The organism is Streptomyces sp. NPDC001056 (assembly GCF_053598955.1).
The window spans coordinates 54,173-77,803 of the sequence record NZ_JBSFLI010000021.1 but is presented as its reverse complement, the minus strand read 5'-3'; the positions used below and the strand labels follow the sequence as shown (position 1 = coordinate 77,803).

Sequence of the window (23,631 nt, the reverse complement as noted above, 5' to 3'; positions counted from 1 at the left end):
TTGATTTGAGAGACCCAAACATTTCCTTATAATCGGAACCTATCGTTCCCCCCACAGGAGTCCTCCCCCATGAAAACCCTCCTCGGACGCCGGACCCGTCTTCTGGCTGCCACCACCGCGACCGCCGGTCTCGTGCTCGTCGTGGCGGGCTGCTCCTCCGGCGACTCGGGGAGCGGCGCGACCGCGGCGGGCGGCGTGCACCTGGCCAAGGCCGGGCAGCTCACCACCTGCACCCACCTGCCCTACCCGCCGTTCCAGTCGGTGGTCGACGGCAAGGTGCAGGGCTTCGACGTCTCTCTGATCGACCTCGTCGCCAAGGACCTCGGCGTCAAGCAGCAGATCGTGGACACGCCGTTCGAGAACTTCAAGACCGGCGCCTTCCTGAACTCCGGCCAGTGCGACCTCGCCGCCGCCGGTATGACGATCACCGCCGAGCGCGCGAAGAACGTCGACTTCTCCGACCCGTACTTCGAGGCCACCCAGGCCGTACTGGTCGGCAAGGACAGCGGGATCGGCTCGCTCGCCGACGCGAAGGGCAGGAAGGTCGGCGCCCAGGCGCAGACCACCGGCGAGGACTTCGCCAGGAAGAAGGGCCTCGACCCGGTCTCCTTCGCCTCCTCCGACGCGGTCCTCAACGGCCTGCGCACCGGCCAGGTCCAGGCCGTCGTCATCGACTACCCGGTGGTCCAGGGCTGGCTCAAGGACAGGGCCAACGCGGACAGGTTCAAGGTCGTCGACAACCTGAAGACCGGCGAGCAGTACGGCTTCACGGTCAAGAAGGGCAACAAGCCCCTGCTGAACGCCGTCAACAAGGCCCTCAAGGACGCCAAGGCCGACGGCGCCTACAAGAAGATCTACGAGAAGTGGATCGGCCCGTACGACTCCTCCGTCGCCTCCCCGGCCGGCTCCTGACCCCATGGCCGACACGGACACCGGCGTCCAGCCGAAACGCACGGGTTTGACGCGCACGCAGAAGCGAAGGCTCTCGCGCGGCGCCCAGTACGCCGTCCTCGCCGCCGCGGTGATCGCCTTCGCGCTCACCGCGGACTGGGGGCGGCTGCAGAACCAGTTCGCGCAGCCCGGCATCGCCAGGCAGCTGTTCCCGGACCTCATCACGGTCGCCCTGAAGAACACCGTGCTGTACACGCTGTCCGGATTCGTCGTCGGCCTGGCCCTCGGCATGGTCATCGCGCTGATGCGGCTGTCCTCCGTGGGCCCCTACCGCTGGCTCGCCGGCGTCTACATCGAGATCTTCCGCGGCCTGCCGGCGCTGCTGATCTTCATCTTCGTCGGCGTCGGCGTGCCCCTGGCCTTCCCGGACGTCCAGTACCCGGGCGGCACCTACGGCAAGGTCGCCGTCGCGCTCGGACTGGTCTCCGCCGCCTACATGGCGGAGACCATCCGCGCGGGCATCCAGGCCGTGCCCAAGGGGCAGACGGAGGCGGCCCGCTCGCTCGGCTTCTCGCCCGCGCGGGCCATGGTCTCGATCGTCCTGCCGCAGGCGTTCCGCATCATCCTGCCGCCGCTGACCAACGAACTCGTCCTGCTCTTCAAGGACTCCTCGCTGGTGCTGTTCCTCGGGGTCACCCTGGAGCAGCGCGAACTGTCCAAGTTCGGCAACGACCTGGCCAGCCAGACCGCCAACTCCACGCCGATCCTGGTCGCGGGCCTGTGCTATCTGCTGATCACGGTCCCGCTGAGCCTCGTCGTACGCCGTATGGAAACCAAGGCCCTCAAGGAGATCAGGTGACCACCCCCGAGATCCGCGTCCAGGGCCTGCGCAAGTCCTTCGGCGACAACCACGTCCTGCGCGGCATCGACCTGGAGATCGGCCAGGGCGAGGTCGTCTGCGTCATCGGCCCCTCCGGCTCCGGCAAGTCCACGCTGCTGCGCTGCGTGAACCTGCTGGAGGAACCGACCGAGGGCCGGGTCTTCGTCGGCGGCACCGAGATCACCGATCCGGACGTCGACATCGACGCCGTCCGGCGCCGCATCGGCATGGTCTTCCAGCAGTTCAACCTCTTCCCGCACCTCAGCGTGACCGAGAACCTCACGCTGCCCCAGCGCCGGGTCCTCAAGCGCGACAAGGCGCAGGCGGCCCGCGTCGCGGCCGAGAACCTGGCCCGCGTCGGCCTCGCCGAGAAGGCGGACGCCTTCCCGTCCGCCCTCTCCGGCGGCCAGCAGCAGCGCGTCGCCATCGCCCGCGCGCTCGCCATGGGCCCCGAGGTGATGCTCTTCGACGAGCCGACCTCCGCCCTCGACCCCGAGTTGGTCGGCGACGTCCTCGCGGTGATGCGGGGGCTCGCGCGGGAGGGCATGACGATGATGGTCGTCACCCACGAGATGACCTTCGCCCGCGAGGTCGCCGACCGGGTCGTCTTCATGGACGGCGGTGTGATCGTGGAGGACGGCCGCCCCGAGCAGGTCATCGGCGCCCCGCGGCACGAGCGCACCCGCCACTTCCTCTCCCGCCTCCTCGACCCGGCGATGGCCGAGGTGGAGGAGGGGGTCGCGGACCGGGCGGGTACCGACCGGGCGTAGCCCTCTAAGGTGCCGGTATGAGCGATCAGCCGGTGCTGCATGTGAAGGGCAGGGTCCTCGTCGGACCGCAGGACGTACGCGACGAGCTGTGGGTGGTCGGCGGCCGGGTGTCGTACGACCGTCCCGCCGGGGCCCGGGACGTCCGGACCGTCCAGGGGTGGGCGCTGCCCGGACTGGTGGACGCCCACTGCCATGTGGGCCTCGACGCGCACGGCCCGGTCGACGCGGACACCGCCGAGAAGCAGGCGCTCATCGACCGGGAGGCGGGCACCCTGCTGATCCGGGACGCGGGCTCGCCCTCGGACACCCGCTGGATCGACGACCGCGCCGACCTGCCGAAGATCATCCGGGCGGGCCGGCACATCGCCCGCACCCGCCGCTACATCCGCAACTACGCCTGGGAGATCGAACCGGACGACCTCGTCGCCTACGTCGCCCAGGAGGCCCGGCGCGGCGACGGCTGGGTCAAGCTGGTCGGCGACTGGATCGACCGCGACCTCGGCGACCTCTCGCCCTGCTGGCCCCGCGAGGCCGTCGAGGCCGCGATCGCCGAGGCCCACCGGCTCGGCGCCCGGGTCACCGCGCACTGCTTCGCCGAGAACTCCCTGCGCGACCTGGTCGAGGCGGGCATCGACTGCGTCGAGCACGCCACCGGCCTCACCGAGGACCTGATCCCGCTGTTCGCCGAGCGGGGCGTCGCCATCGTCCCGACCCTCGTCAACATCGCCACCTTCCCGCAGCTCGCGGCCGGCGGCGACACCAAGTTCCCGCGCTGGTCGGCCCATATGCGCCGGCTGCACGAGCGGCGCTACGACACCGTGCGCTCCGCGTACGACGCCGGCATCCCGGTGTTCGTCGGCACGGACGCCGGCGGCTCGCTGCCGCACGGACTGGTCGCGGCCGAGGTCGCCGAACTGGTCACGGCGGGCATCCCGCCGATCGAGGCCCTCGCGGCGACGAGCTGGTCCGCGCGCGCGTGGCTCGGCCGCCCCGGCCTGGAGGAGGGGGCACCGGCCGACCTCGTGGTGTACGACGGTGATCCCCGGGCGGACGTGGGGGTACTGGCGGCGCCGCGCCGGGTGGTGCTGAACGGGGAGATCGTCGAGTAAGGGGAGGTGCGAGCGGGGCCCGCGGCGTGCGGGGGGAACGCGTGTGCACGATTATTCGAAGAGGTGTGCGTAATCTCCACGTTTGAGTGAAGTGACCCTGGTTTGCTGACCGTTCACCCACACTGACGACAAGGTTGACGGGTCCCAAGCAGTTCCAAGTGGGGGGTCCCGCCGCCTTGAACAGCACCAACTTCCGCCTGCCCGTACGCCGTCTCGCCGCCGCGGCGACCGTCGCCGCGCTGGCCACCGCGCCCGCCGTCCTGGGTGCGGGCGCCGCGCACGCGACCGAGAACCCCGGCCGTGCCACCGCGGCCGTCCTGCACGCCGGGCTCGACGTGTCCCTGCTCGACAAGTCCGTCGACGTCCCGCTCGCCGTCTCACTCAACGAGGTCGAAGCACCGCAGAGCGCCGACAGGACCGCCCTGTCCGCCCGCCTCGACGGGGTGGCGAACGGCAACCCGTTCACGGTCCTCGACGCCGACGTGGCCCAGTCCCGGGCCACCGTCACCGACCGGCGCGCCGAGGGCTCCGTCCGCCTCGTCCACGCCAAGCTGCACGTCCCCGGCCTGCCCTTGCTGTCCCTGATCGAGGTCGACACCGTCACCGCGCGGGCCACCTGCGCGGTCGGCAGGGCGCCGAGCGCCGACGCGAAGATCCTCGGCACGGTCACCGTCCTCGGCCGCCGCGTCACGGTCACCGCCGGGGGCCCGACCGAGGTCAAGGTGCCCGGCGTCGGCGAGGTCCGCCTCGACCTGGCCCAGCACAGCACGACGTCCCGCACGGCCGCCGCGACCGCGCTCCAGCTCAAGGTCTCCGTCAACCCCTTGAAGCTCAACGTCGCGGACGTCGAGGGCACGGTCACGCTGGCCAAGGCCACGTGCGAGTCCCCGATGGCCCCGCCCGCCGGCCACCCGGTCCAGAGCCACGACCCGGGGTCCGGCGCGAACCCCGGGTCCGGCACCACCTCCAAGGACGCCCCGGCCTCCGACGTGAAGCCGCAGGGCGGCGCCTCGGACGCCGACCTGGCGGAGACGGGAGGCGATCCGGCGACGCCGTACATCGCGGGCGGCGCGGTGGCGCTGCTGGCGGTGGGCGGGGGCGCGGTGATGATGGCGCGCCGCCGCAGGAGCTGACGCAGGGGGGAGGGGCGGGCCGGGGGCCCGCGTCGCGGGGTGCTGTCGTCCCGGACGCGGCGCCGCCTCCCGCCCCTCACCAGCGGCGTACCCGTCCATACGCTCGGCCGGCGGCGGGCGAGGGGAGGGGCCGGGCGGCCGACCGGCTCACCCGTCCGAAGGCCACGCCGTGAACGGTTCTCCGGCGCCTCGTCAGCCCAGCGCGGTGGACAGCGCGGCCAGGAAGCCGGTCGTCGTGGCCCGGTCGCGGACGGCGAGCCGTATCCAGTCGGCGCCGAGCCCGGGGAACGTGTCCCCGCGGCGCACGGCGTAGCCGAGGTCGCGCAACCGTCGTCGTACGGCGGCCGCCTCCGGGACGCGGACCAGCACGAAGGGCGCCTCGGCCGGCTCCACCACCCGCACCCCGCGGGACGCCAGCGCGGACAGGCCCGCGATCAGATGGGCCCGGTCCACGGCGATGTGGTGCGCCGCGTGCCTCGCCTCGGCCAGGGCGCGCGGGGACACGCACGCCTCGGCGGCGGTCAGCGCGGGCGTGGACACCGGCCACAGCGGCTGGGCCCGCGCCAACTCCTCGATGATCCCGGGCTCGGCCAGCACATAGCCGATGCGCAGACCCGCCAGCCCCCAGGTCTTGGTCAGGCTGCGCAGCACCACGAGACCGGGCACGTCCGTCCGCCCGGCCAGCGCCTCCCGCTCACCCGGCACCGGGTCCATGAACGCCTCGTCGACCACCAACACCCGTCCAGGACGGGCCAGTCGGGTGATCTCCTCGGCCGGGTGCAGGACCGACGTGGGGTTCGTGGGATTGCCGATCACCACCAGATCGGCCTCCTCCGGCACCAGCGCCGCATCCAGCCGGAAGCCGTCCCGCGGCCGCAGCAGCACCCGCTCCACCGTGTGCCCGGCATCGCGCAGCGCCGCCTCCGGCTCGGTGAACTGCGGGTGCACGACGACCGGTCGGCGGATCTTGAGCGCGCGGGCGAGCAGCACGAACGCCTCCGCCGCCCCCGCTGTCATCAGCACCCGCGCGGCCGGCAGCCCGTGGCGCCGCGCCACCGCCGCGCGGGCGGCCCGCCCGTCCGGGTAGGCCGCGAGGGAGGCCAGGGACTCGGCGATCCGGGCGCGCAGCCACTGCGGCGGCGTGTCCGACCGTACGTTGACGGCGAGGTCGACCAGCGCCGCGCCGTCGTCCCGTACCTCGGCGTCCCCGTGATGCCGCAGGTCGGGCCCGGGGCAGTGCTCAGTGCGCATGGTCGTGGGCATGCCCGCCGTGGTGGTGGTGCCCGTGATCGTCGTCGTCCGGGTGGAAGTGCGGCTGCTGCGGCAGCCCGACCTTGTCCTCGAACCCCGGCATCGCGATCCGGTACACGCACGAGTCGCAGTTCATCCGCAGGTCGCCCTCGACGGCCTCCTCGTACCGTTCGAGGACCAGGTCCAGCAAATCCGGCTCCGGGCCGATGACGTCCGCCGAGCGCACCTCCAGATCCGGGTGCGCGGCCGCCCACTCCTCGGTCTGCCGCCGCACCCGGTCCGGCAGGACGCCGGTGAACAGGAAGTAGGGGAGCACGACGATCCTGCGCGCCCCCAGCGCCGCGCACCGGGCGAGGCCGCTCGGCACGTCCGGCGCCGCGAGCGACACGAACGCCGTCTCCACACCGGCGTACCCCCGGCCCTCCCACAGCAGCCGTGCCGCCTTGAACACCTCGGCGTTGGCGTCCGGGTCCGTGGAGCCGCGGCCGACCAGCAGCACGGTCACCCCGGACCGGTCCTGGCCGCCGAGCGCCTCCTCAAGGCGCCGCTCCAGCACGTCGAGCAGTGCCGGGTGCGGGCCGAGCGGGCGGCCGTAGGTGTAGGAGATGCCCGGGTGCCGTTCCTTCTCGCGGGCCAGCGCGGCCGGGATGTCGCCCTTGGCGTGCCCGGCGGACACCAGCATCAGCGGCACGGCGGCGAACCGGCGCACGCCCCGCTCCACCAGTTCGGCCACGGCGTCGCCGAGCGGCGGCGGGGACAGCTCGATGAAGCCGCCCGCGACGGGCAGGTCGGGACGGCGGCGGCCCAGCTCCCGTACGAAGGCGCGGAACGCCTCGGCTCCGGCGTCGTCACGGGTGCCGTGGCCGGCGATCAGCAGGGCGGGCGGGGTGGTCACAGGGTCTCCTCGGACGGGATCGGGTGGTACAGCAGGGCGTTGAGCGCGGCGGCGGCGACCGCCGAGCCGCCCTTCTCGGACACGTTGCTCACGGCGGGCAGCCCGCTCGCGCGCAGCGCGGCCTTGGACTCGGCCGCGCCGACGAAGCCGACGGGCAGGCCGATGACGAGCGCGGGGGCGGCGTCCAGGGTCAGCAGCTCCTCCAGGGCGGTCGGCGCACAGCCGATCACCCACAGGGCACCGGGCCCGACCTCCTCGTACGCGAGCCTGACCGCGTGCGCCGAACGGGTGAGCCCCGGGCCGGACGTGGCGTCCTTCAGCCGGCACACGGTCCGCCGCCGGGTGATGCCGGCCGCGACCATCTCCACGTCCACCACGACCGGCGCCCCGGCGTGCAGCGCGGCATGCGCCGGGACCAGGTCCGCCTCCGCCAGGACGAGGTCGTCCGCGTACTCCAGGTCGGCGGCGGAGTGGATGACCCGCTCCACCACGGCGCGGGTCAGCGGCGGGAAGCGCGAGGTGTCCAGGCGGGCGCGCAGCCGCCGGAAGGACTCCTGCTCGATGGGGTGCACGATCCGGTTCACCGGGCCTCCTCCCGGCCCGCCGCGGAGCCGCTTGCCGATGGGGCCTGCCAGCGGTAGCCGCGCGGCGTCACCATGCGCCCGGCGACCGTGCGGGTCGCGGTGTTCCCCACGGTGACGACCGTCATCATGTCGACCGTCGCCGGGTCGAGCCCGGCGAGGGTGGTGACCCGGCTCGACCCGTCCGGGCGCGAGGCGTTGCGTACGACACCCACGGGCGTCGACGGCGTCCGGTGCCCGGCGAGGATGCCGAGCGCCTTGGGCAGCTGCCAGTCGCGGCCCCGCGAACGGGGGTTGTAGAAGGTGACCACGAGGTCCGCCTCGGCCGCGGCCCGCACCCGCCGCTCGATGACCTCCCACGGCGTGTGCAGGTCGGAGAGGCTGATGGAGACATGGTCGTGGCCCAGCGGCGCCCCCAGGATCGCGGCGGCGGCCAGCGCGGCCGTCACCCCGGGCACCCCCACCACGTCGATGTCGTCGGACGCCTCGGCGAGCGCGGGCGAGGCCATGGCGTACACGCCCGCGTCCCCGCTGCCGATCAGCGCCACGGCGTGCCCGCGCCGGGCCTCCGCGACGGCGGTGCGGGCCCGCTCCTCCTCGGCACCGAGCCCCGACTCCAGCACCCGGGTGCCGGGACGCAGCAGATCGCGGATCTGGTCCACGTACTGGTCGAGCCCCACCAGCACCGAGGCCCGGCGCAGCTCGGCCGTCGCGCGCGGGGTGAGCAGGTCCCGGGCGCCGGGCCCGAGCCCGACCACCGCGAGCCGCCCGCGCCCCGGGCGCCGCGCCACGGCACAGGTCGCCATCGCCGGGGAGGCGTCCGACTTCCGCTTGGGGACGAGGAGTTCACCGCCCCGCAGCAGCGCGGCCGCCTCCGCGACCGAGGGTGTGCCGACGGCGGCGAGGGGCGCGGCGGAGGGGTTGGGCACCTCGACCGACGCCAGCTCCTCGGCGGAGTACGTCACCACGGGCACGCCCAGCCGCTCGGCGGCACCCAGGATGCCGGGCTCGGCCGACTTGGCGTCCACGGTGGCGAGTTCGGCGATGGAACGGGGGGACAGACCCGCCTCCCGGAGCGTCCTCTCGATCAGACCGAGCACCTCGTCCACCGGCGCGCCCTTGGACGCGCCGACCCCCACGACGAGGGACGGCGGCCGCAACAGCACGTCCCGGGGGCCGGGGCGGACGTCCCGGTCGGTGAGCCGGATCGTGTACGACCCCTGCGGCGAGACCGGCAGCGGCGGCAGCGGCCACGCCGACTCCGTGACGAGCGCGACCGGTTCGCCGTCCAGCAGGGCCCGGGACACGGCGGCGACGGCGCCCTCGCAGGGCAGGCCCAGCGTGTCCAGGCCGGCCAGTCCGGCGGCGTCCGTGGCGGTGGTCACGACCGGCTCGGCGCCGAGCAACCCGGCGACGTCCCGGGCGAGTTCGTTGGCGCCGCCGGCGTGTCCGCCGAGCAGCGACACCGCGAACCGGCCGGCCTCGTCCACGCAGACCACGCCCGGGTCGGCCGCCTTGCCGGCGAGCAGCGGCGCGAGGAGTCGTACCGTCGCGCCCGTCGCGAGGAAGCACACCAGCTGCTCGCACTCGGCGAACGCGGCCCGCACCGCCTCCCCGACCGGGCCCTCGTACACCCGGGTACGGTCCGGCCAGGCCGCGGCCAGCCGGTCCCGTGCCGCCGCCCCCGCCGCGGTGGCGGAAATCAGGCCGATCACTGGTCAACTCCTTCGGTGGGAAAAGGGGTTCTGACGCCCCAGAGCAGGAACACAGGGTTGGTCGCCGCGAGCCGGGTCACATCGCCCGGCAGCGGGGCGAGCCGCGAGGAATGCAGCAGCACGCCGTCGCAGCCGAACCCGGCGGCGGCGAGCGCCTCGCGGGCCGCGGGCACCCGGTCCAGGGCGGCCATGGCCACGACCACGGTCCGCCGCGCGCGCGGCGCGCACGCCCGGATCACGGCGGGCAGCTCGCGCCCCCCGCCGCCGACGAACACCGCGTCCGGGTCGTCGGCGAGCCCGGCCAGCGCCTCGGGCGCGGTGCCGTGCACGACGTCCACCTCGACGCCGTGGGCGCGGGCGTTCTCCTTGATCAGGGCCACCCCCGCCGCGGTCTTCTCGACGGCGACGACGGCCGCGCCGAGCCGCGCACACTCCACCGCGACCGACCCGGACCCGGCCCCCACGTCCCACACCAGGTCCCCGAGCCGCGGCCCGAGCCGAGCCAGCGCGAGCGCCCGCACCTCGAACTTGGTGATCATCGAGTCCCGGTGGGCGAACGCGGCTTCCTCCAGGGCCCACCGGGTGGGGCCGGGCGCCGCCCCGGCGAGAGCGCGGAGGGGCCCGACGGCCGGGCGGAGGCGGGGCGTCCGGACGGGGGTGGTCGTCTGTCCCCGGACGGGCGTCCGCGTCGGGTCGGCTGCGGGGAGGGGGCCGATCGCCTCGTGCGGGGCGGTCGTCCGCCCCGGGGCGGGTGTCCGCGTCCGATCGGTCGTCGGCAGCGGATCGGCTCCCCCTCGCGGGGCGGACGCCTGCTCAGGGCCGGGCGACCGACCCGGACCGGGCATCTGATCGGCGCCGCCCGCAGGCGGCGCGTCGACCGCCCGTTCCGGTCCGGCTGTCCGCGCCGGGCCGACGGGTTGTGCCGTGCCGACGGGTTGTGCCGGGTCGGTTGTCCGTGCCGGGGCGGTTGTCCGCCCCGGGTCGGCCGTCCGTAGGGGGTCCGTCGTCTGCGCCGGGGCACCTGCCGGTACCAGGCCGACGGCCTGCACGGGGTCGGCTGTCCGCACGGGGTCGTCTGCCCGTTCCGGGTCGGCCGCCCCCGCCGGAGTTGTCGTCAGCCCCAGCCCTGGCCCCGGGACCAGGCACAGGACCACGCTCACCGTCGTGCCCCAGTCGCGGGACGCCGCCTGGGCGGGGGTCACCCGCTCCACCCGTTCCCGCGACGGGTCGCCCAGCGCCGTCGCCACGACGAGCAGCCGGTCGCGGTCGGCCAGCGCGGCGCCCAGTTCGGCGGGACCGGCGCCCGGTCCCGTGAGCACGGCGACCTTCGGGTGGGCGCGGCAGACGTGCACGGCGGTGCGCAGGGCCCTGCCGTGGGCGCTGACCACCACCGCGTCGTCCCAGGGCAGCCCGAGCCGGGCGAACGCGGTGGCCACCGAGGAGACCCCGGGGCGCACCGAAAGACGCTCGGCGCCGAAGCGTTCGGCGAGCGCGCGGACGATCCCGAAGAAGCCGGGGTCCCCGGAGGCCAGCACCAGCACCGGCAGCCCCTCGGCGACGTACTCGGCGACGGTGTCCAGGGCGGGCGCCAGCGGGCCGAGCACGACCCGCTCGGCCCCGGCGGGCAGCCGTACCGAGTCCAGGTGCCGCCGCCCGCCGACGACGAGCGCGGCACCCGCCGTGACGTCCTCGGGGAGCGGCGCCCCCGTCCCCGTACCGACGACGGTGATCACTTGCCCGCCCCTCGCTCGCGCAGCGCCCGCCGGGCGGCCGGGTCGGCCTTGCGGAAGCCGTGGAAGTGACCCGGGTGGTAGAGGTGCGAGCGGGTGCCCCGGGCGTCCAGCGCCGGGCCGACCAGGAACAGGGTGTGCTTCCAGAGCCGGTGCTCCTTGACCGTCTCCTCCAGCGTGCCGACCGTGCACCGCACGACCAGCTCCTCCGGCCAGGTGGCCTGGTGGGCGACGATCACCGGCGTGGACGTCGGGTACCCGCCCTCCAGCAGCTCCCGCACCAGCTGCCCGCTGCGCGCCGCCGACAGGAAGACCGCCATGGTGGTGCCGTGCCGGGCGAACTCGCGCACCTCCTCCCCGGGCGGCATCGGCGTCTTGCCGCCGCCGAGCCGGGTGAGGACCACGGACTGCGCGACCTCGGGGATCGTCAGCTCGCGCTGGGCGAGCGCCGCCACGGCGGAGAACGACGACACCCCGGGCACCACCTCGGTGGCGATGCCGATCTCCGCGCACCGGTCCAGCTGCTCCTGCGTGCCGCCCCACAGTGCCGGGTCGCCGGAGTGGATCCTCGCCACCTTCAGGCCCTCGGCGCGCGCCCGCCGGTAGACGGCGACGACCTCCTCCAGGGACATGGCCGCCGAGTCCAGCACCTCCGCGTCCGCGCGCGCGTGCTCCAGGACCTCCGCCTGGACCAGGCTGGCCGCCCAGATCACCACGTCCGCCGCCGCGATCGCCCGCGCGGCCCGGAAGGTCAGCAGGTCGGCGGCGCCGGGACCCGCGCCGACGAAGGTCACCTTGCCGGGGGAGACGTCCACAGGAGTGCCGTCGGCCGCGGTGTCGTCGGCAAGGGCGTCGGCAGTGGCGTCGGTGGCGGCGTCGGCCATCGGGAAAGTCCTCTCGTACGGAAAGCACACGGCAGTAGCGGGGTGAAATGTCAGGATGCGAGGCGATATGCGAGGTACCCGATGTGCGCGAAGGCGCCTTCATCGGATAGCAAGTGCCTATGGCGGTCTTCGTCGCGCTCGGCGCGTTCCTGATGACGCTGGCCGGCGGCTGGACGGCTCAGCGAGTGACCGACCGTCGGCATCTCGTCCTGGGACTCGCCGGCGGTCTGATGTTGGGCGTGGTCGGCCTGGACCTGCTGCCGGAGGCACTGCGCGCAGCCGACCGCGAGATCTTCGGCGTACCCGCCGCCCTGCTGCTCTTCGTGGCCGGCTTCCTCCTCGCCCACCTCGTGGAACGCACCCTCGCCGCGCGCCAGGCCGCCCACGGCGGGGACGAGCACGACCACCACCGGGCGCCCGAGGTCGGCCTCACCGCGGCCGGCGCGATGGTGGGCCACAGCGCCATGGACGGCGTCGCGATCGGCGCGGCCTTCCAGGTCGGCGGCGGCATGGGCACGGCCGTCGCGCTCGCCGTGATCGCCCATGACTTCGCCGACGGCTTCAACACCTTCACCATCACCAGCCTGTACGGCAACGCCCGCCGCCGCGCCCTCGGGATGCTGCTCGCCGACGCCTGCGCACCCCTGGTGGGCGCGCTGTCGACCGTCTTCTTCCACATCCCCGAACCGGTGCTCGGCGGCTATCTCGGCCTCTTCGGCGGCGTCCTGCTCTACCTCGCCGCCGCCGAGATCCTGCCCGAGGCCCATCACGAGCACCCGGCCCGCTCCACCCTGCTGTGCACGGTGGCCGGGGCGGCGTTCATCTGGCTCGTGGTCGGCGTCTCCGGCTGACCGCGCCGGCGGCCACGCGCGGTTCACAGCTTCCCGCCCCGCCCGCGGTCCCGCCGCGGGGGCGCGATCAGCGTCGACAGGTACGGCAACGGCGAACCGTCCAGCTCGGCGGCCGGCCGCACCGACTCCTCCGGCAGCCCCAGCGCCGACCCCCACACGGCGTCCTCCAGCCGCCCGGTCCGCGCCAGCGCCCCGGCCACCTCGGCGGCCTGCCGCCCGAACTTGTACGCCACGACCGTCCCCGGCCCCGCCAGCGCCTCCTCCAGCACCGCCGAGCCCGCCGTCACCGGCACCAGCGTCAGCGGCTCGGTGCCCTCGGTCAGCACGGCACCGGAACGCGCCGCGAGGTCCTGCATGGCGGTGATCCCCGGCACGGTCTCCACGACGACCCCGGGCACCAGCTCCGCGACGGTCTGCGCGAGGTACGTGAACGTCGAGTACACGTTGGGGTCCCCGATGGTCGCGAACGCGACCGACCCGTGCCGCCCCAGCAGCTCCGCGACCCGCGCGCCCGCCGCGTCCCAGGCGGCCTCCCGGCGCGCCCGGTCGGTCCGCTCGTTCAGCGCGAACACCACCCGGACGATCCGCTCCCCGGGCACGTAGTGCGCCACGGTCGCCTCGGCCCGCCCGCGTTCACCCGTGTCCATCACGGGTACGACGACCGCCTCGGCCGCCCGCAGCGCGTTGACCCCCTTCACGGTCACCAGCTCCGGGTCGCCCGGCCCGACCCCGACCCCGATCAGCCTGCTGCTCATGACGTCCGGCACCTCTCCACGAACCGACGGGCGACACCGGGCTCGGACGCCCAGTGCGTATGCAGATAACTCGCGTGCACGCCCCGCTGTACAAAACCCTCGACCCGCCGCTCCCGGCCCCGGATCCCCCAGGCGGGCACGGCCCCCGCGCCCGGCTCCACCACGGTGCGATGGAACTCGTGCCCCCGCATCCGCGTCCCCGCGCCGGCCAGGACGCTGTCCCCGAGGGCCACGGCGTCCCGGTACCCGAGCGTGAGCCGCTCCGCCATCCGCGCGCCGGCGTCCAGCACCCCGCACATCGGCCGGCCGTCCAACTCCCGGGAGAGGTAGAGGAGTCCGGCACACTCGGCGGCCACCGGGGCCCCGGACAGCGCCAGTTCGGCCACGGCCTTCCGCAGCGGCTCGTTGGCCGACAGCTCGGCGGCGTACACCTCGGGGAACCCGCCACCGATGACCAGCCCGGCGGTGTGTTCGGGCAGTTCCTCGTCCCGCAGGGGATCGAAGGTGACGACCTCGGCGCCGGCGGCGGTGAGGAGCTCGGCGTGCTCGGCGTAGGAGAAGGTGAAGGCGGAGCCACCGGCGACGGCGACGCGCGGCTTCGCGTCTTCGGCCGACCGAGCCGACTTCTCCTCCGGCCTTTCAGCCGACCGAGCCGACCGAGCCGACCGGGACGGGTGGTCGTGGGCGGGCGAGTCGGGGGTCCAGGGGGCGGCCCCTGGTACGGCACCCGCGGCACGCGCCAGCCGCTCCAGCGCGGCCAGATCACAGCCGCGGGACACCAACGCCGCCATCTCCGAGACGGCGTCCACCGCGAGAGCCCGCCGCTCGGCGACCGGAACCAACCCCAGGTGCCGGGACGGCGTCTCCACCAGCGGAGCCCGCCGCAGCACCCCCAGAACCGGCACCCCCACCGCGTCCAGCGCCTCCCGCAGCAACTCCTCGTGCCGGTCGGACCCCACCTTGTTCAGGATCACGCCCCCGACCCGCACCTCCGGGTCCCACGACACGAACCCGTGCACCAGCGCCGCCACCGAGCGCGACTGCGACGACGCGTCCACCACCAGCACCACCGGCGCCCGCAGCAGCTTGGCCACGTGCGCGGTGGACGCCAGCTCGCCCTCCCCGGCCGCACCGTCGTACAGCCCCATCACCCCCTCGACCACGGCGATGTCGCACCCCCGCGCCCCGTGCAGGAACAGCGGAGCGATCAGCTCCGGCCCGCACAGGTACGCGTCCAGGTTCCGCCCGGCCCGCCCGGTCGCGAGCGCGTGATACCCGGGATCGATGTAGTCCGGCCCCACCTTGTGCGGGGACACGGCGAGCCCCCGCGCGGCGAACGCGGCCATCAGCCCCGTGGCCACCGTGGTCTTCCCGCTGCCGGAGGCCGGCGCGGCGATGACCAGCCGGGGCACCGACGGCCTCACCACTCGATGCCCTTCTGGCCCTTCTGCCCCGCGTCCATGGGGTGCTTGACCTTGGACATGTCGGTCACGAGATCCGCGAGGTCCACGAGCCGAGCCGGCGCGTTGCGTCCGGTGATCACCACATGCTGGGTGCCGGGCCGGTTCCGCAGCACCTCCACGACCTCGTCGGTGTCCACCCACCCCCAGTGCATCGGGTACGCGAACTCGTCGAGCACGTACAGCCGGTACGTCTGGGCCGCCAGATCCCGTTTGACCTGCTCCCAGCCCTCCCGCGCCTTCTCCTCGTTGTCCATCTGCGCGTCCCGCTGCACCCAGGACCAGCCCTCGCCCATCTTGTGCCAGGCGACCGACCCGCCCTCGCCGGAGGCGCCGAGCACCCGCAGCGCGTTCTCCTCGCCGACCTTCCACTTCGCCGACTTGACGAACTGGAACACCCCGATGGGCCACCCCTGGTTCCAGGCCCGCAGCGCGAGCCCGAACGCGGCGGTGGACTTCCCCTTGCCGATGCCCGTGTGCACCACGACCAGCGGACGCTGACGGCGCTGACGCGTCGTCAGTCCGTCGTCCGGTACGACACTCGGCTGTCCCTGCGGCATTACGCGACCCTCCTCGACGTCCCCTGCACATCCCGCACCAGACCGGCGATCGAGTCCGCCCGCAGCTCGTCCAACGTGACCGGCGCCCCGCCCAGTTCACCCGCCAGCCGCCCGGCGAGCCCGAGGCGCACCGGACCCGACTCGCAGTCCACGACCACCGAGGCGACCCCCTCGGCCGCGAACAACCGAGCCGCCCGCCCGGCGAGCGCCACCGGCTCGGGACCGCCCGTGGCCCGGCCGTCGGTGACCACGACCATCAGCGCCCGCCGCGCCGGATCCCGCAGCCGCTCCACCCGCAGCACCTCGTGCGCCTTGAGCAGCCCGGCCGCGAGCGGCGTACGACCGCCCGTCGGCAGCGACTCCAGCCGTACCGCCGCCGCGTCCACCGAGGACGTCGGCGGCAGCGCCACCTGCGCACCGGAACCCCGGAAGGTCACCAGACCCACCTTGTCCCGCCGCTGATAGGCGTCGAGCAGCAGCGACAGCACGGCACCCTTCACCGCGCCCATCCGCTGCCGCGCCGCCATCGACCCCGAGGCGTCCACGACGAACAGCACGAGGTTCCCCTCGCGCCCCTCCCGGCTCGCCTGCCGCAGATCGTCCCGGCGGACCACCAGTCCGGGCCCGGACCGCCCCCGCGCCCGCTGGTACGGCGCCGCCGCCCGCACGGTCGCCGCCAGGTGCAGCTTGGTCAGGGCCCCTCGGGGCCGCCGCGCCCCGGTGGTCCGCCCGTGCTCGGTCCGCGCCCGCGACCGCCGCCCCGCGGCACCCTCCCCGATCCCGGGCACGCTGAGCACCTTGGTCCGGAACGGCTCGGCGGCGCGTACGGCCGACTGCTCGCCCCCGCCGGCCGGCTGCGGTTCCCCGCCCTCACCGGCCTCCGGCCGTTGCGCGGCGTCCCCGCCGCCCTCGGGACCGGATTCGGGCGCCGGCCGCCCGCCCCCGCCGGGTCCGTCGGGATCGTCGTCGCCGTCCCCGTCCTCGCCGTCCTTGCCGTCCTGCCCGGCGAACTGCTCCAGCGTCTCGTCCAGCTTGTCCTCGTCCAGGCCCGGCGCGTCGAAGGGGTTGCGCCGCCTGCGGTGCGGCAGCGCGAGCAGCGCCGCCTGCCGTACGTCCTCCGCGAGCACGTCCGTCCGCCCGGCCCACGCGGCCAGCGCCGTCGCCGTACGCGCCATCACGATGTCGGCGCGCATGCCGTCCACCTCGAAGGCCGCACAGGTCGCCGCGATCTGCCGCAGCGCCCCGTCGCCCAGCCGCACCCGCGGCAACAGCTCCCGTGCCGCCACGATCCGCTGCCGTACGGCGGCCTCCTCGCCGGCCCACCGCGCGGCGAACCCGCCGGGGTCGTCGTCGTACGCGAGCCGCCGTCGTACGACCTCCACCCGCTGCTCCGGCTCCCGCGAGGCCGCGACCTCCACGGTCAGTCCGAAGCGGTCCAGCAGCTGTGGCCGCAGCTCGCCCTCCTCGGGGTTCATGGTCCCGACGAGCAGGAACTTCGAGGCGTGCCGCACGGAGACGCCCTCGCGCTCCACGTACGAGGCACCCATCGCGGCGGCGTCCAGCAGGAGGTCGACCAGGTGGTCGTGCAGGAGGTTGACCTCGTCCACGTACAGGATGCCCCGGTGCGCGTCGGCCAGCAGGCCCGGCTCGAACGCCTTCACGCCCTCCGCGAGCGCCCGCTCGATGTCCAGCGCGCCGACCAGTCGGTCCTCCGAGGCGCCGACGGGCAACTCGACCATCCGCGCGGGCCGTTCGCCGCCCGGCCCCGCTTCGTGCGGACCGTCGGGGCACGCCGGGTCCGGCGATCCCGGGTCACAGGAGAACCGGCACCCGGGCACCACGGCCACCTGCGGCAGCAGCGCCGACAGGGCCCGTACCGCCGTCGACTTGGCGGTGCCCTTCTCGCCACGCACCAGCACGCCGCCGACCGCCGGGGACACGGCGTTCAGCAGCAGCGCGAGCCGCAGATCGTCCTGGCCGACAACGGCCGTGAAAGGAAAGGGGGTGGTCACTGGTCGTCGCCCTCCAAGTCGCCTTCCAGCTCCAGATAGGTGGCGCGCAGCCGCTCCAGCGTGTCCGCGTCCGGCTCGGCCCACAGGCCCCGGTCCGCCGCCTCCAGGAGCCGCTCGGTGATGCCCCGCAGGGCCCACGGGTTGGACTTCTTCATGAAGTCCCGGTTCTCCGGGTCGAAGACGTACTCGGCCGACAACCGCTCGTACATCCAGTCGTCGACCACGCCCGCCGTGGCGTCGTACCCGAACAGGTAGTCCACGGTCGCCGCCATCTCGAAGGCGCCCTTGTAGCCGTGCCTGCGCATCGCCGCCATCCAGCGCGGGTTGACCACCCGCGCCCGGAACACGCGGTGCGTCTCCTCGCCGAGCGTGCGGGTCCGCACCTGGTCCGGCACGGCCGAATCGCCCACGTACGCCTCGGGGTTGGTCCCCGTCAGATGCCGCACCATGGCGACCATGCCGCCGTGGTACTGGAAGTAGTCGTCGGCGTCGACCAGGTCGTGCTCGCGGGTGTCGACGTTCTTCGCCGCCACCGCGATCCGCCGGAACGCCGTCTCCATGTCGCCGCGCGCCGGCCGCCCGTCCAGACCCCGCCCGTACGCGTAACCGCCCCAGACGGCGTACACCTCGGCGAGGTCCGCGTCGCTCCGCCAGTTCCGCGCGTCGATCAGCGGCAGCAGCCCCGCGCCGTACGCCCCCGGCTTGGAGCCGAAGATGCGGGCCGTCGCCCGGCGCCGGTCGCCGTGCCCGGCGCTGTCCTCCCGTACGTGAGCCCGTACGTAGTTGGACTCGTCCGGCTCCGCCAGCTCGGCCACCGCGCGCACCGCGTCGTCGATCAGCCCGACCACGTGCGGGAACGCGTCCCGGAAGAAGCCGGAGATGCGGACCGTGACGTCGATGCGGGGGCGCCCCAGCTCGTCCAGGGGGACCACCTCGAAGCCCGTCACCCGGCGCGAGGCGTCGTCCCAGACCGGGCGGCAGCCGAGGAGGGCGAGGATCTCGGCGATGTCGTCGCCCTGGGTACGCATCGCGGACGTGCCCCACACCGTCAGGCCGACGGACTTCGGGTACGCGCCGGTGTCGGCCAGATACCGCTGCACCAACGAGTCCGCGAGCGACTGCCCGACCTCCCAACTCAGCCTGGAGGGAATCGCCTTGGGGTCGACGGAGTAGAAGTTGCGGCCGGTCGGCAGGACGTTCACCAGGCCGCGCGTCGGTGAGCCGGAAGGGCCCGCGGGGACGTAACCGCCGTCCAGCGCCCGCAGGATGTGCCCGATCTCGTCCGTCGTCCGCGCGAGGCGCGGTACGACCTCGTCGCACGCGAACTCCAGCACGGCCACCGCCTCCGCCGGTTCGACACCGCCGAGCACGTCCCGTACGACGTCCCGCACGGCCGGGCGTTCCCAGCCCCGCTCCTCCATCCCCTCCGCGACCCGGCGGCACAACTGCTCCAGCAGGTCGATCGCGTCGGCGGCCGTCCGCGCCGGACCGTCCACCAGGTCCGTCAGCTCCACCGGCACCTTCACCGGCGCGCCCGGCTCGGCCAGCAACTCCTTCTCCACCAGCCCGAAACGGGCCGCCAGGCAGGCCCTGAGGCCCGGCAGCGCGTTCGCCCGGCCGCCCCACACCTGGGCGGCGCGCAGCACGGCGAGGACGAGGTTGACGCGGGGCTCGCCGACCGGGCCGCCGCCCAGGATGTGCAGCCCGTCGCGGATCTGGACGTCCTTGATCTCGCACAGATAGCCGTCGATGTGCATGACGAACTCGTCGAAGTCGTCGTCGTCCGGCTGCTCGTCCACGTGCAGGTCGTGGTGGAGCTCGGCCGCCTTGACCAGGGTCCAGATCTGGGCGCGGACGGCCGGGGCCTTGACCGGGTCGAGGTCGGAGACGAGCGCGTACTCGTCCAGCAGCTGCTCCAGCTTGGCGAGGTCGCCGTAGGTGTCCGCGCGGGCCATCGGCGGCACCAGATGGTCCACCACCGTGGCGTGCCCGCGTCGCTTGGCCTGGGTGCCCTCGCCGGGGTCGTTGACGATGAACGGGTAGACCAGCGGCAGTTCGCCGAGCACCGCGTCCGGCGCGCAGCCGCGCGACAGGCCGAGGCCCTTGCCCGGCAGCCACTCCATCGTGCCGTGCTTGCCCATGTGCACGATCGCGTCCGCGCCGAAGCCGTGCTCCAGCCAGCGGTAGGCCGCCATGTAGTGGTGGGAGGGCGGCATGTCGGGGTCGTGGTAGATCGCGATCGGGTTCTCGCCGAAGCCACGCGGCGGCTGGATCATCACGACCACGTTGCCGAACCGGAGGGACGCCAGCACGATGTCGTCGCCGTCCACGTAGAGGTCGCCCGGCGGCTCGCCCCACGCCTCGGTCATCGCCGCCCGCAGCTCGGGGTCCAGCTTCTCGAACCAGGCCCGGTAGTCGGCCAGCGGCACCCGCGCGGGCGCGGCGGCCAACTGCTCCTCGGTCAGCCACTCCACGTCATGACCGCCCGCCTCGATGAGCCGGTGGATCAACTCGTCGCCGCCGGAGGGGTACGCGGTGAGCGCGTACCCGGCGTCCCGCAGCGCGTCCAGCACCCGGACCGCCGACGCGGGCGTGTCCAGGCCGACCGCGTTGCCGACCCGGGAGTGCTTGGTCGGGTACGCGGTGAAGACCAGCGCGACCCGCTTCTCGGCGTTCGGCTTGTGCCGGAGCCGCGCGTGCCGCACGGCGATCCCGGCCACCCGCGCGGCCCGCTCGGGGTCGGCGACGTACACCGGGACCTCGTCGGGGCCCTGTTCCTTGAAGGAGAACGGCACGGTGATCAGCCGGCCGTCGAACTCCGGGATGGCGACCTGCATCGCGGCGTCCATGGGGGACAGGGCCGCGTCCGACCCGTCCCACGCCGCGCGCGAGGAGGTGAGGCAGAGCCCTTGCAGGACAGGGATGTCGAGGTCGGCCAGCGCCCCGATGTCCCAGGCCTCCTCGTCGCCGCCCGCCGACGCCTCCGACGCGTGCGTGCCGCCCGCCGCGAGCACGGTGGCGACCAGCGCGTCGGCCCGGCCCAGCAGCTCGTACAGCCCCGCGTCCGCGCCCCGCAGCGAACCGCAGTACACCGGGAGGGCGTTGGCACCCCGTGCCTCGATCGCCGCGCACAGGGTGTCCACGAAGGCGGTGTTGCCGCCGAGTTCATGGGCCCGGTAGAAGAGCACGCCCACGGTCGGACGGCCGGCCTGGACCCCGTACGCGCCGTGGACGCCGTACTCCGGCATCCGGCGCGGCTCCTCGAAGCCCTCGCCGGTCAGCAGCACGGTGTCGGACAGGAACCGGGACAGCTCGCGCAGGTTGTCGGGTCCGCCCTCGACCAGATAGCGCAGCGCCTCCGCCACCACGCCGGCGGGCACGGTGGACTCGGCCATCAGCTCCGCGTCCGGCACCGTCTCGCCGCCCAGCAGCACCGCGGGCACGCCGGACGCCTTCAGCGCGGCCAGCCCCTCCTCCCAGGCGCGCCTGCCGCCGAGCAGTCGTACGACGGCGAGGTCCGCGCGCTCCAGCAGCCGCGGCAGTTCCCCGGTGACGTCGACGCGGGTGGGGTTGCCGATCAGATAGCCGGCGCCGGAGGCCCGGGCCGCCAGCAGATCCGTGTCGGCGGTCGACAACAACAACACTGTGCTCATGCGGGCGCTCCCGGTGGGATGAAGGGCAGTCCTCGCGGCGCGCCGGACTCGATGAGCCGCCACAGCGCGTCGGTGTCCGCGTGCTGTTCGATCAGGTCGCCGAGCCGGTCGAGCTGCTCCTCGCGCAGCGCGGCGAAGGACGTGTCGGGCGCGGGGGTGAAGCGGCGGCCCGCGGCGGCGGCCACCTCGCGCAGGAAGGCCCGGCGGAAGCCGTCCGACTCCAGCGAGCCGTGCCAGTGGGTGCCCCAGGTCTGGCCGGCCCGGCAGCCGTCCAGGAAGGCTTCACCGCCGGTGACCCGGGCGACGCCGTGGTGGATCTCGTACCCCTCGACCGGCTCGCCGAGGGCCCGCCCGGACGGGCGGGTGAGGGTCTTCTTGCGGGCGAAGCGCACCCGCACGGGCAGCAGCCCGAGCCCGGGGACCGCGCCGGCCCGCGACTCCACCTCGTCCTCGATGTGCTCGCCGAGGATCTGGAAGCCGCCGCAGATGCCGAGAACGGGCCGGTGCTCGGCGGCCCTCCGGGCGAGCGCGTCGGCGAGGCCCCGTTCGCGCAGCCACCGAAGCGCCCGCACCGTGCCCCGGGTGCCGGGGACGACGACCAGGTCCGCGTCGGCCAGCTCCTCCGGGCGGTCCACGAACCGCACCACCACACCGGGCTCGGCGGCCAGCGCGTCCACGTCCGTGAAGTTGGACATCAGCGGGATCGCGCACACGGCGACCCGCAGCACGTCCTCGCCGAGCGGGGGAGCGACGACCGACTCGCGCACCGCGCCCCGCAGGGAGACGCGCAGCCCGTCCTCCTCGTCGATCCCGAGCCCGTGCCGGTACGGCAGCACGCCGTACGTCCGCCGCCCGGTCAGGCCCCGGAGCATGTCCAACCCGGGCTCCAGCAGCGAGACGTCGCCGCGGAACTTGTTCACCAGGAACCCGGCGACCAGCTCCTGGTCCTCGGGCGAGAGCAGGGCGAGGGTGCCGAAGAAGGAGGCGAAGACGCCGCCGCGGTCGATGTCGCCGACGACGAGCACGGGCAGCCGGGCACCCCGCGCGATCCCCATGTTGACGATGTCGGTCCGGCGCAGATTGATCTCCGCCGGGCTGCCCGCGCCCTCGCAGATCACCGCGTCGTACCGGCTCCGCAGCTCGGTCAGGCAGTCCAGCACCGTGCCCAGCAGCCGCTGCTGGCGCCCGCCGTGGTAGCCGCGCGCGCTCATCTCGCCCACCGGCCTGCCCAGCAGCACCACCTGGCTGCTCTGCTCGCCGCCCGGCTTGAGCAGGACGGGGTTCATCAGCGCGGTCGGCTCGATCCGGCATGCCTGGGCCTGCATGGCCTGGGCCCGCCCGATCTCGGCGCCCTCGCGGGTGACGAAGGAGTTCAGGGACATGTTCTGCGCCTTGAACGGCGCCACCTTCACGCCCCGGCGCACCAGCCACCGGCAGATCCCGGCCGTCACGACGCTCTTGCCGGCGTCGGAGGTGGTGCCGGCGACGAGGAGACCACCGTTCACTTCCCGCGTCCCTTCAGTCCGTTGACGAGGAGGCGCGCGGCGAGCGTGGTGCCGAGCGCGAGCAGGCCGACGCGGCGGGACAGCCGTACCGCCCGGTCGATGTCGGGAACCCGCACGGCCCGTCCGGTGGCGCCGTTGAGGACCGGGCGGTGCTCGACGCGTCCGCCGTAGGAGAGGGTGCCGCCGAGGCGCACGCCGAGGGCGCCCGCGAAGGAGGCCTCCACCGGACCGGCGTTGGGGCTCGGATGCCTGCGGGCGTCCGCGCGCCACGCCCGTACGGCGCCCCGCGGATCGGGTCCGGCCGCGGCCGCGAGGACGGCGGTCAGCCGGGCCCCCGGCCAGCCGGCCACGTCGTCCAGGCGCGCGGCCGCCCAGCCGAAGCGGCGGTAGCGGCGGGACCTGTGACCCACCATCGCGTCCAGGGTGTTGACGGCCCGGAAGCCGAGCAGCCCCGGCACCCCGGCGGCCGCGCCCCACACCAGGGCGCCCACGACCGCGTCGGAGGTGTTCTCGGCGACCGACTCGACCACGGCCCGCGCGATGCCGTCGGCGTCCAGCGCCTGCGGGTCGCGGCCGCACAGGTGCGGCAGCCGGGCGCGGGCCGCCTCGACGTCCCCGGCCGCGAGCGCGCGCCCGATGGCCTGGGCCTCGCGGGCGAGCGAGGTACCGCCGACGACGGCCCAGGTGGCCGCGGCGGTCAGCGCGACGGAGGCGGCGGGGGAGGGGCGGACGGCACGCGTGGCCAGCGCTCCGAGCGCGACGGCGCCACCGGCGCACACGGTGGTGTGCAGGGCGCCCCAGCCGCGGTGGTCGTGCCACAACGCGCCCTCGGCGGCGGCGGCCGCACGCCCGAACGCGGCGACCGGATGTCCCCGGCGGGGATCGCCGAGGAGGAGGTCGCCGAGGAGTCCGGCGGCGGCGCCGTACGCGTATCTGCGATCGGCGTCCATCGGCTCAGTGGGCCGTGGGTACCGCGGCAGTGGTCCTGGTACTGGT

18 protein-coding genes and 2 pseudogenes are annotated in these 23,631 nt (G+C 74.5%); 6 read left to right on the top strand and 14 right to left on the bottom strand.

The features are described from left to right. The first annotated feature begins 69 nt into the window (after nt 1-69). The 5 genes from ACWDD7_RS24170 to ACWDD7_RS24150 all read left to right on the top strand — a co-directional run bounded on the left by ACWDD7_RS24170 (nt 70) and on the right by ACWDD7_RS24150 (nt 4,783). A complete protein-coding gene (locus ACWDD7_RS24170; protein ID WP_450458875.1) occupies nt 70-912 on the top strand; it encodes a basic amino acid ABC transporter substrate-binding protein in 843 nt (280 codons plus the stop codon). Nucleotides 913-916: 4 nt separating this feature from the next. Next, entirely contained in the window at nt 917-1,750 is an 834-nt protein-coding gene (locus ACWDD7_RS24165; protein ID WP_351865371.1) for an amino acid ABC transporter permease, read from the top strand. Beyond that, on the top strand, nt 1,747-2,541 hold the full coding sequence (locus ACWDD7_RS24160; protein WP_351865374.1) for an amino acid ABC transporter ATP-binding protein: 795 nt from the start codon (nt 1,747-1,749) through the stop codon (nt 2,539-2,541). Before ACWDD7_RS24165 ends, ACWDD7_RS24160 begins: the two co-directional genes overlap by 4 nt. Nucleotides 2,542-2,558: 17 nt before the next feature. Continuing rightward, a complete protein-coding gene (locus ACWDD7_RS24155) occupies nt 2,559-3,650 on the top strand; it encodes an amidohydrolase family protein (RefSeq protein ID WP_450458874.1) in 1,092 nt (363 codons plus the stop codon). Between the two features lie 176 nt (nt 3,651-3,826). Then, on the top strand, nt 3,827-4,783 hold the full coding sequence (locus ACWDD7_RS24150) for an SCO1860 family LAETG-anchored protein (RefSeq protein WP_450458873.1): 957 nt from the start codon (nt 3,827-3,829) through the stop codon (nt 4,781-4,783). A 192-nt stretch (nt 4,784-4,975) separates the two neighbouring features. On the opposite strand, the gene cobC is transcribed toward ACWDD7_RS24150, so the two are convergent. The 7 genes and pseudogenes from cobC to cobM all read right to left on the bottom strand — a co-directional run bounded on the left by cobC (nt 4,976) and on the right by cobM (nt 11,839). After that, a complete protein-coding gene (gene cobC, locus ACWDD7_RS24145) occupies nt 4,976-6,046 on the bottom strand; it encodes an Rv2231c family pyridoxal phosphate-dependent protein CobC (RefSeq protein ID WP_450458872.1) in 1,071 nt (356 codons plus the stop codon). Then, a complete protein-coding gene (locus ACWDD7_RS24140) occupies nt 6,024-6,929 on the bottom strand; it encodes a sirohydrochlorin chelatase (RefSeq protein WP_450458871.1) in 906 nt (301 codons plus the stop codon). Before ACWDD7_RS24140 ends, cobC begins: the two co-directional genes overlap by 23 nt. Continuing rightward, nucleotides 6,926-7,513: a precorrin-8X methylmutase gene (locus ACWDD7_RS24135; RefSeq protein WP_351865389.1), complete on the bottom strand. Its 588-nt coding sequence runs from the start codon at nt 7,511-7,513 to the stop codon at nt 6,926-6,928. Before ACWDD7_RS24135 ends, ACWDD7_RS24140 begins: the two co-directional genes overlap by 4 nt. Further along, nucleotides 7,510-9,225, bottom strand: a complete 1,716-nt coding sequence (gene cobJ, locus ACWDD7_RS24130) for a precorrin-3B C(17)-methyltransferase (protein ID WP_450458870.1) — start codon at nt 9,223-9,225, stop codon at nt 7,510-7,512. The genes ACWDD7_RS24135 and cobJ overlap by 4 nt, the downstream gene beginning before the upstream one ends. Further along, a pseudogene (gene cbiT / locus ACWDD7_RS24125) lies at nt 9,222-9,854 on the bottom strand (precorrin-6Y C5,15-methyltransferase (decarboxylating) subunit CbiT); the annotation flags it as partial. The gene cobJ and the pseudogene cbiT, both read right to left, overlap by 4 nt. 468 nt (nt 9,855-10,322) lie before the next feature. After that, nucleotides 10,323-10,958: pseudogene (gene cbiE / locus ACWDD7_RS24120) on the bottom strand (precorrin-6y C5,15-methyltransferase (decarboxylating) subunit CbiE); the annotation flags it as partial. Further along, nucleotides 10,955-11,839, bottom strand: coding sequence for a precorrin-4 C(11)-methyltransferase (gene cobM / locus ACWDD7_RS24115; protein ID WP_450458869.1), 885 nt, complete (start codon nt 11,837-11,839; stop codon nt 10,955-10,957). The gene cobM and the pseudogene cbiE, both read right to left, overlap by 4 nt. A gap of 119 nt (nt 11,840-11,958) precedes the next feature. Here cobM and ACWDD7_RS24110 point away from each other — a divergent pair, with 119 nt between their 5' ends. After that, nucleotides 11,959-12,690: a ZIP family metal transporter gene (locus ACWDD7_RS24110; protein WP_351865396.1), complete on the top strand. Its 732-nt coding sequence runs from the start codon at nt 11,959-11,961 to the stop codon at nt 12,688-12,690. 23 nt (nt 12,691-12,713) lie between these two features. Here the strand turns inward: ACWDD7_RS24110 and cobI are convergent, their stop codons facing one another. From cobI to ACWDD7_RS24075, 7 genes are read right to left on the bottom strand one after another with little or no spacing between them, the layout of a single operon-like run. Continuing rightward, on the bottom strand, nt 12,714-13,445 hold the full coding sequence (cobI, locus tag ACWDD7_RS24105) for a precorrin-2 C(20)-methyltransferase (RefSeq protein WP_392211421.1): 732 nt from the start codon (nt 13,443-13,445) through the stop codon (nt 12,714-12,716). Beyond that, a complete protein-coding gene (locus ACWDD7_RS24100) occupies nt 13,442-14,869 on the bottom strand; it encodes a cobyrinate a,c-diamide synthase (protein WP_450458909.1) in 1,428 nt (475 codons plus the stop codon). Before ACWDD7_RS24100 ends, cobI begins: the two co-directional genes overlap by 4 nt. Beyond that, complete coding sequence (gene cobO, locus ACWDD7_RS24095) at nt 14,866-15,465, bottom strand: cob(I)yrinic acid a,c-diamide adenosyltransferase (RefSeq protein ID WP_351865401.1); 600 nt, start codon at nt 15,463-15,465, stop codon at nt 14,866-14,868. The genes ACWDD7_RS24100 and cobO overlap by 4 nt, the downstream gene beginning before the upstream one ends. Then, entirely contained in the window at nt 15,465-17,477 is a 2,013-nt protein-coding gene (locus ACWDD7_RS24090) for a putative cobaltochelatase (RefSeq protein WP_450458867.1), read from the bottom strand. The genes cobO and ACWDD7_RS24090 overlap by 1 nt, the downstream gene beginning before the upstream one ends. Beyond that, nucleotides 17,474-21,130, bottom strand: a complete 3,657-nt coding sequence (gene cobN / locus ACWDD7_RS24085) for a cobaltochelatase subunit CobN (protein ID WP_450458866.1) — start codon at nt 21,128-21,130, stop codon at nt 17,474-17,476. Before cobN ends, ACWDD7_RS24090 begins: the two co-directional genes overlap by 4 nt. Further along, a complete protein-coding gene (locus ACWDD7_RS24080; RefSeq protein ID WP_450458864.1) occupies nt 21,127-22,635 on the bottom strand; it encodes a cobyric acid synthase in 1,509 nt (502 codons plus the stop codon). Before ACWDD7_RS24080 ends, cobN begins: the two co-directional genes overlap by 4 nt. After that, on the bottom strand, nt 22,632-23,585 hold the full coding sequence (locus ACWDD7_RS24075) for a cobalamin biosynthesis protein (protein ID WP_351865412.1): 954 nt from the start codon (nt 23,583-23,585) through the stop codon (nt 22,632-22,634). Before ACWDD7_RS24075 ends, ACWDD7_RS24080 begins: the two co-directional genes overlap by 4 nt. Nucleotides 23,586-23,631: the final 46 nt, after the last annotated feature.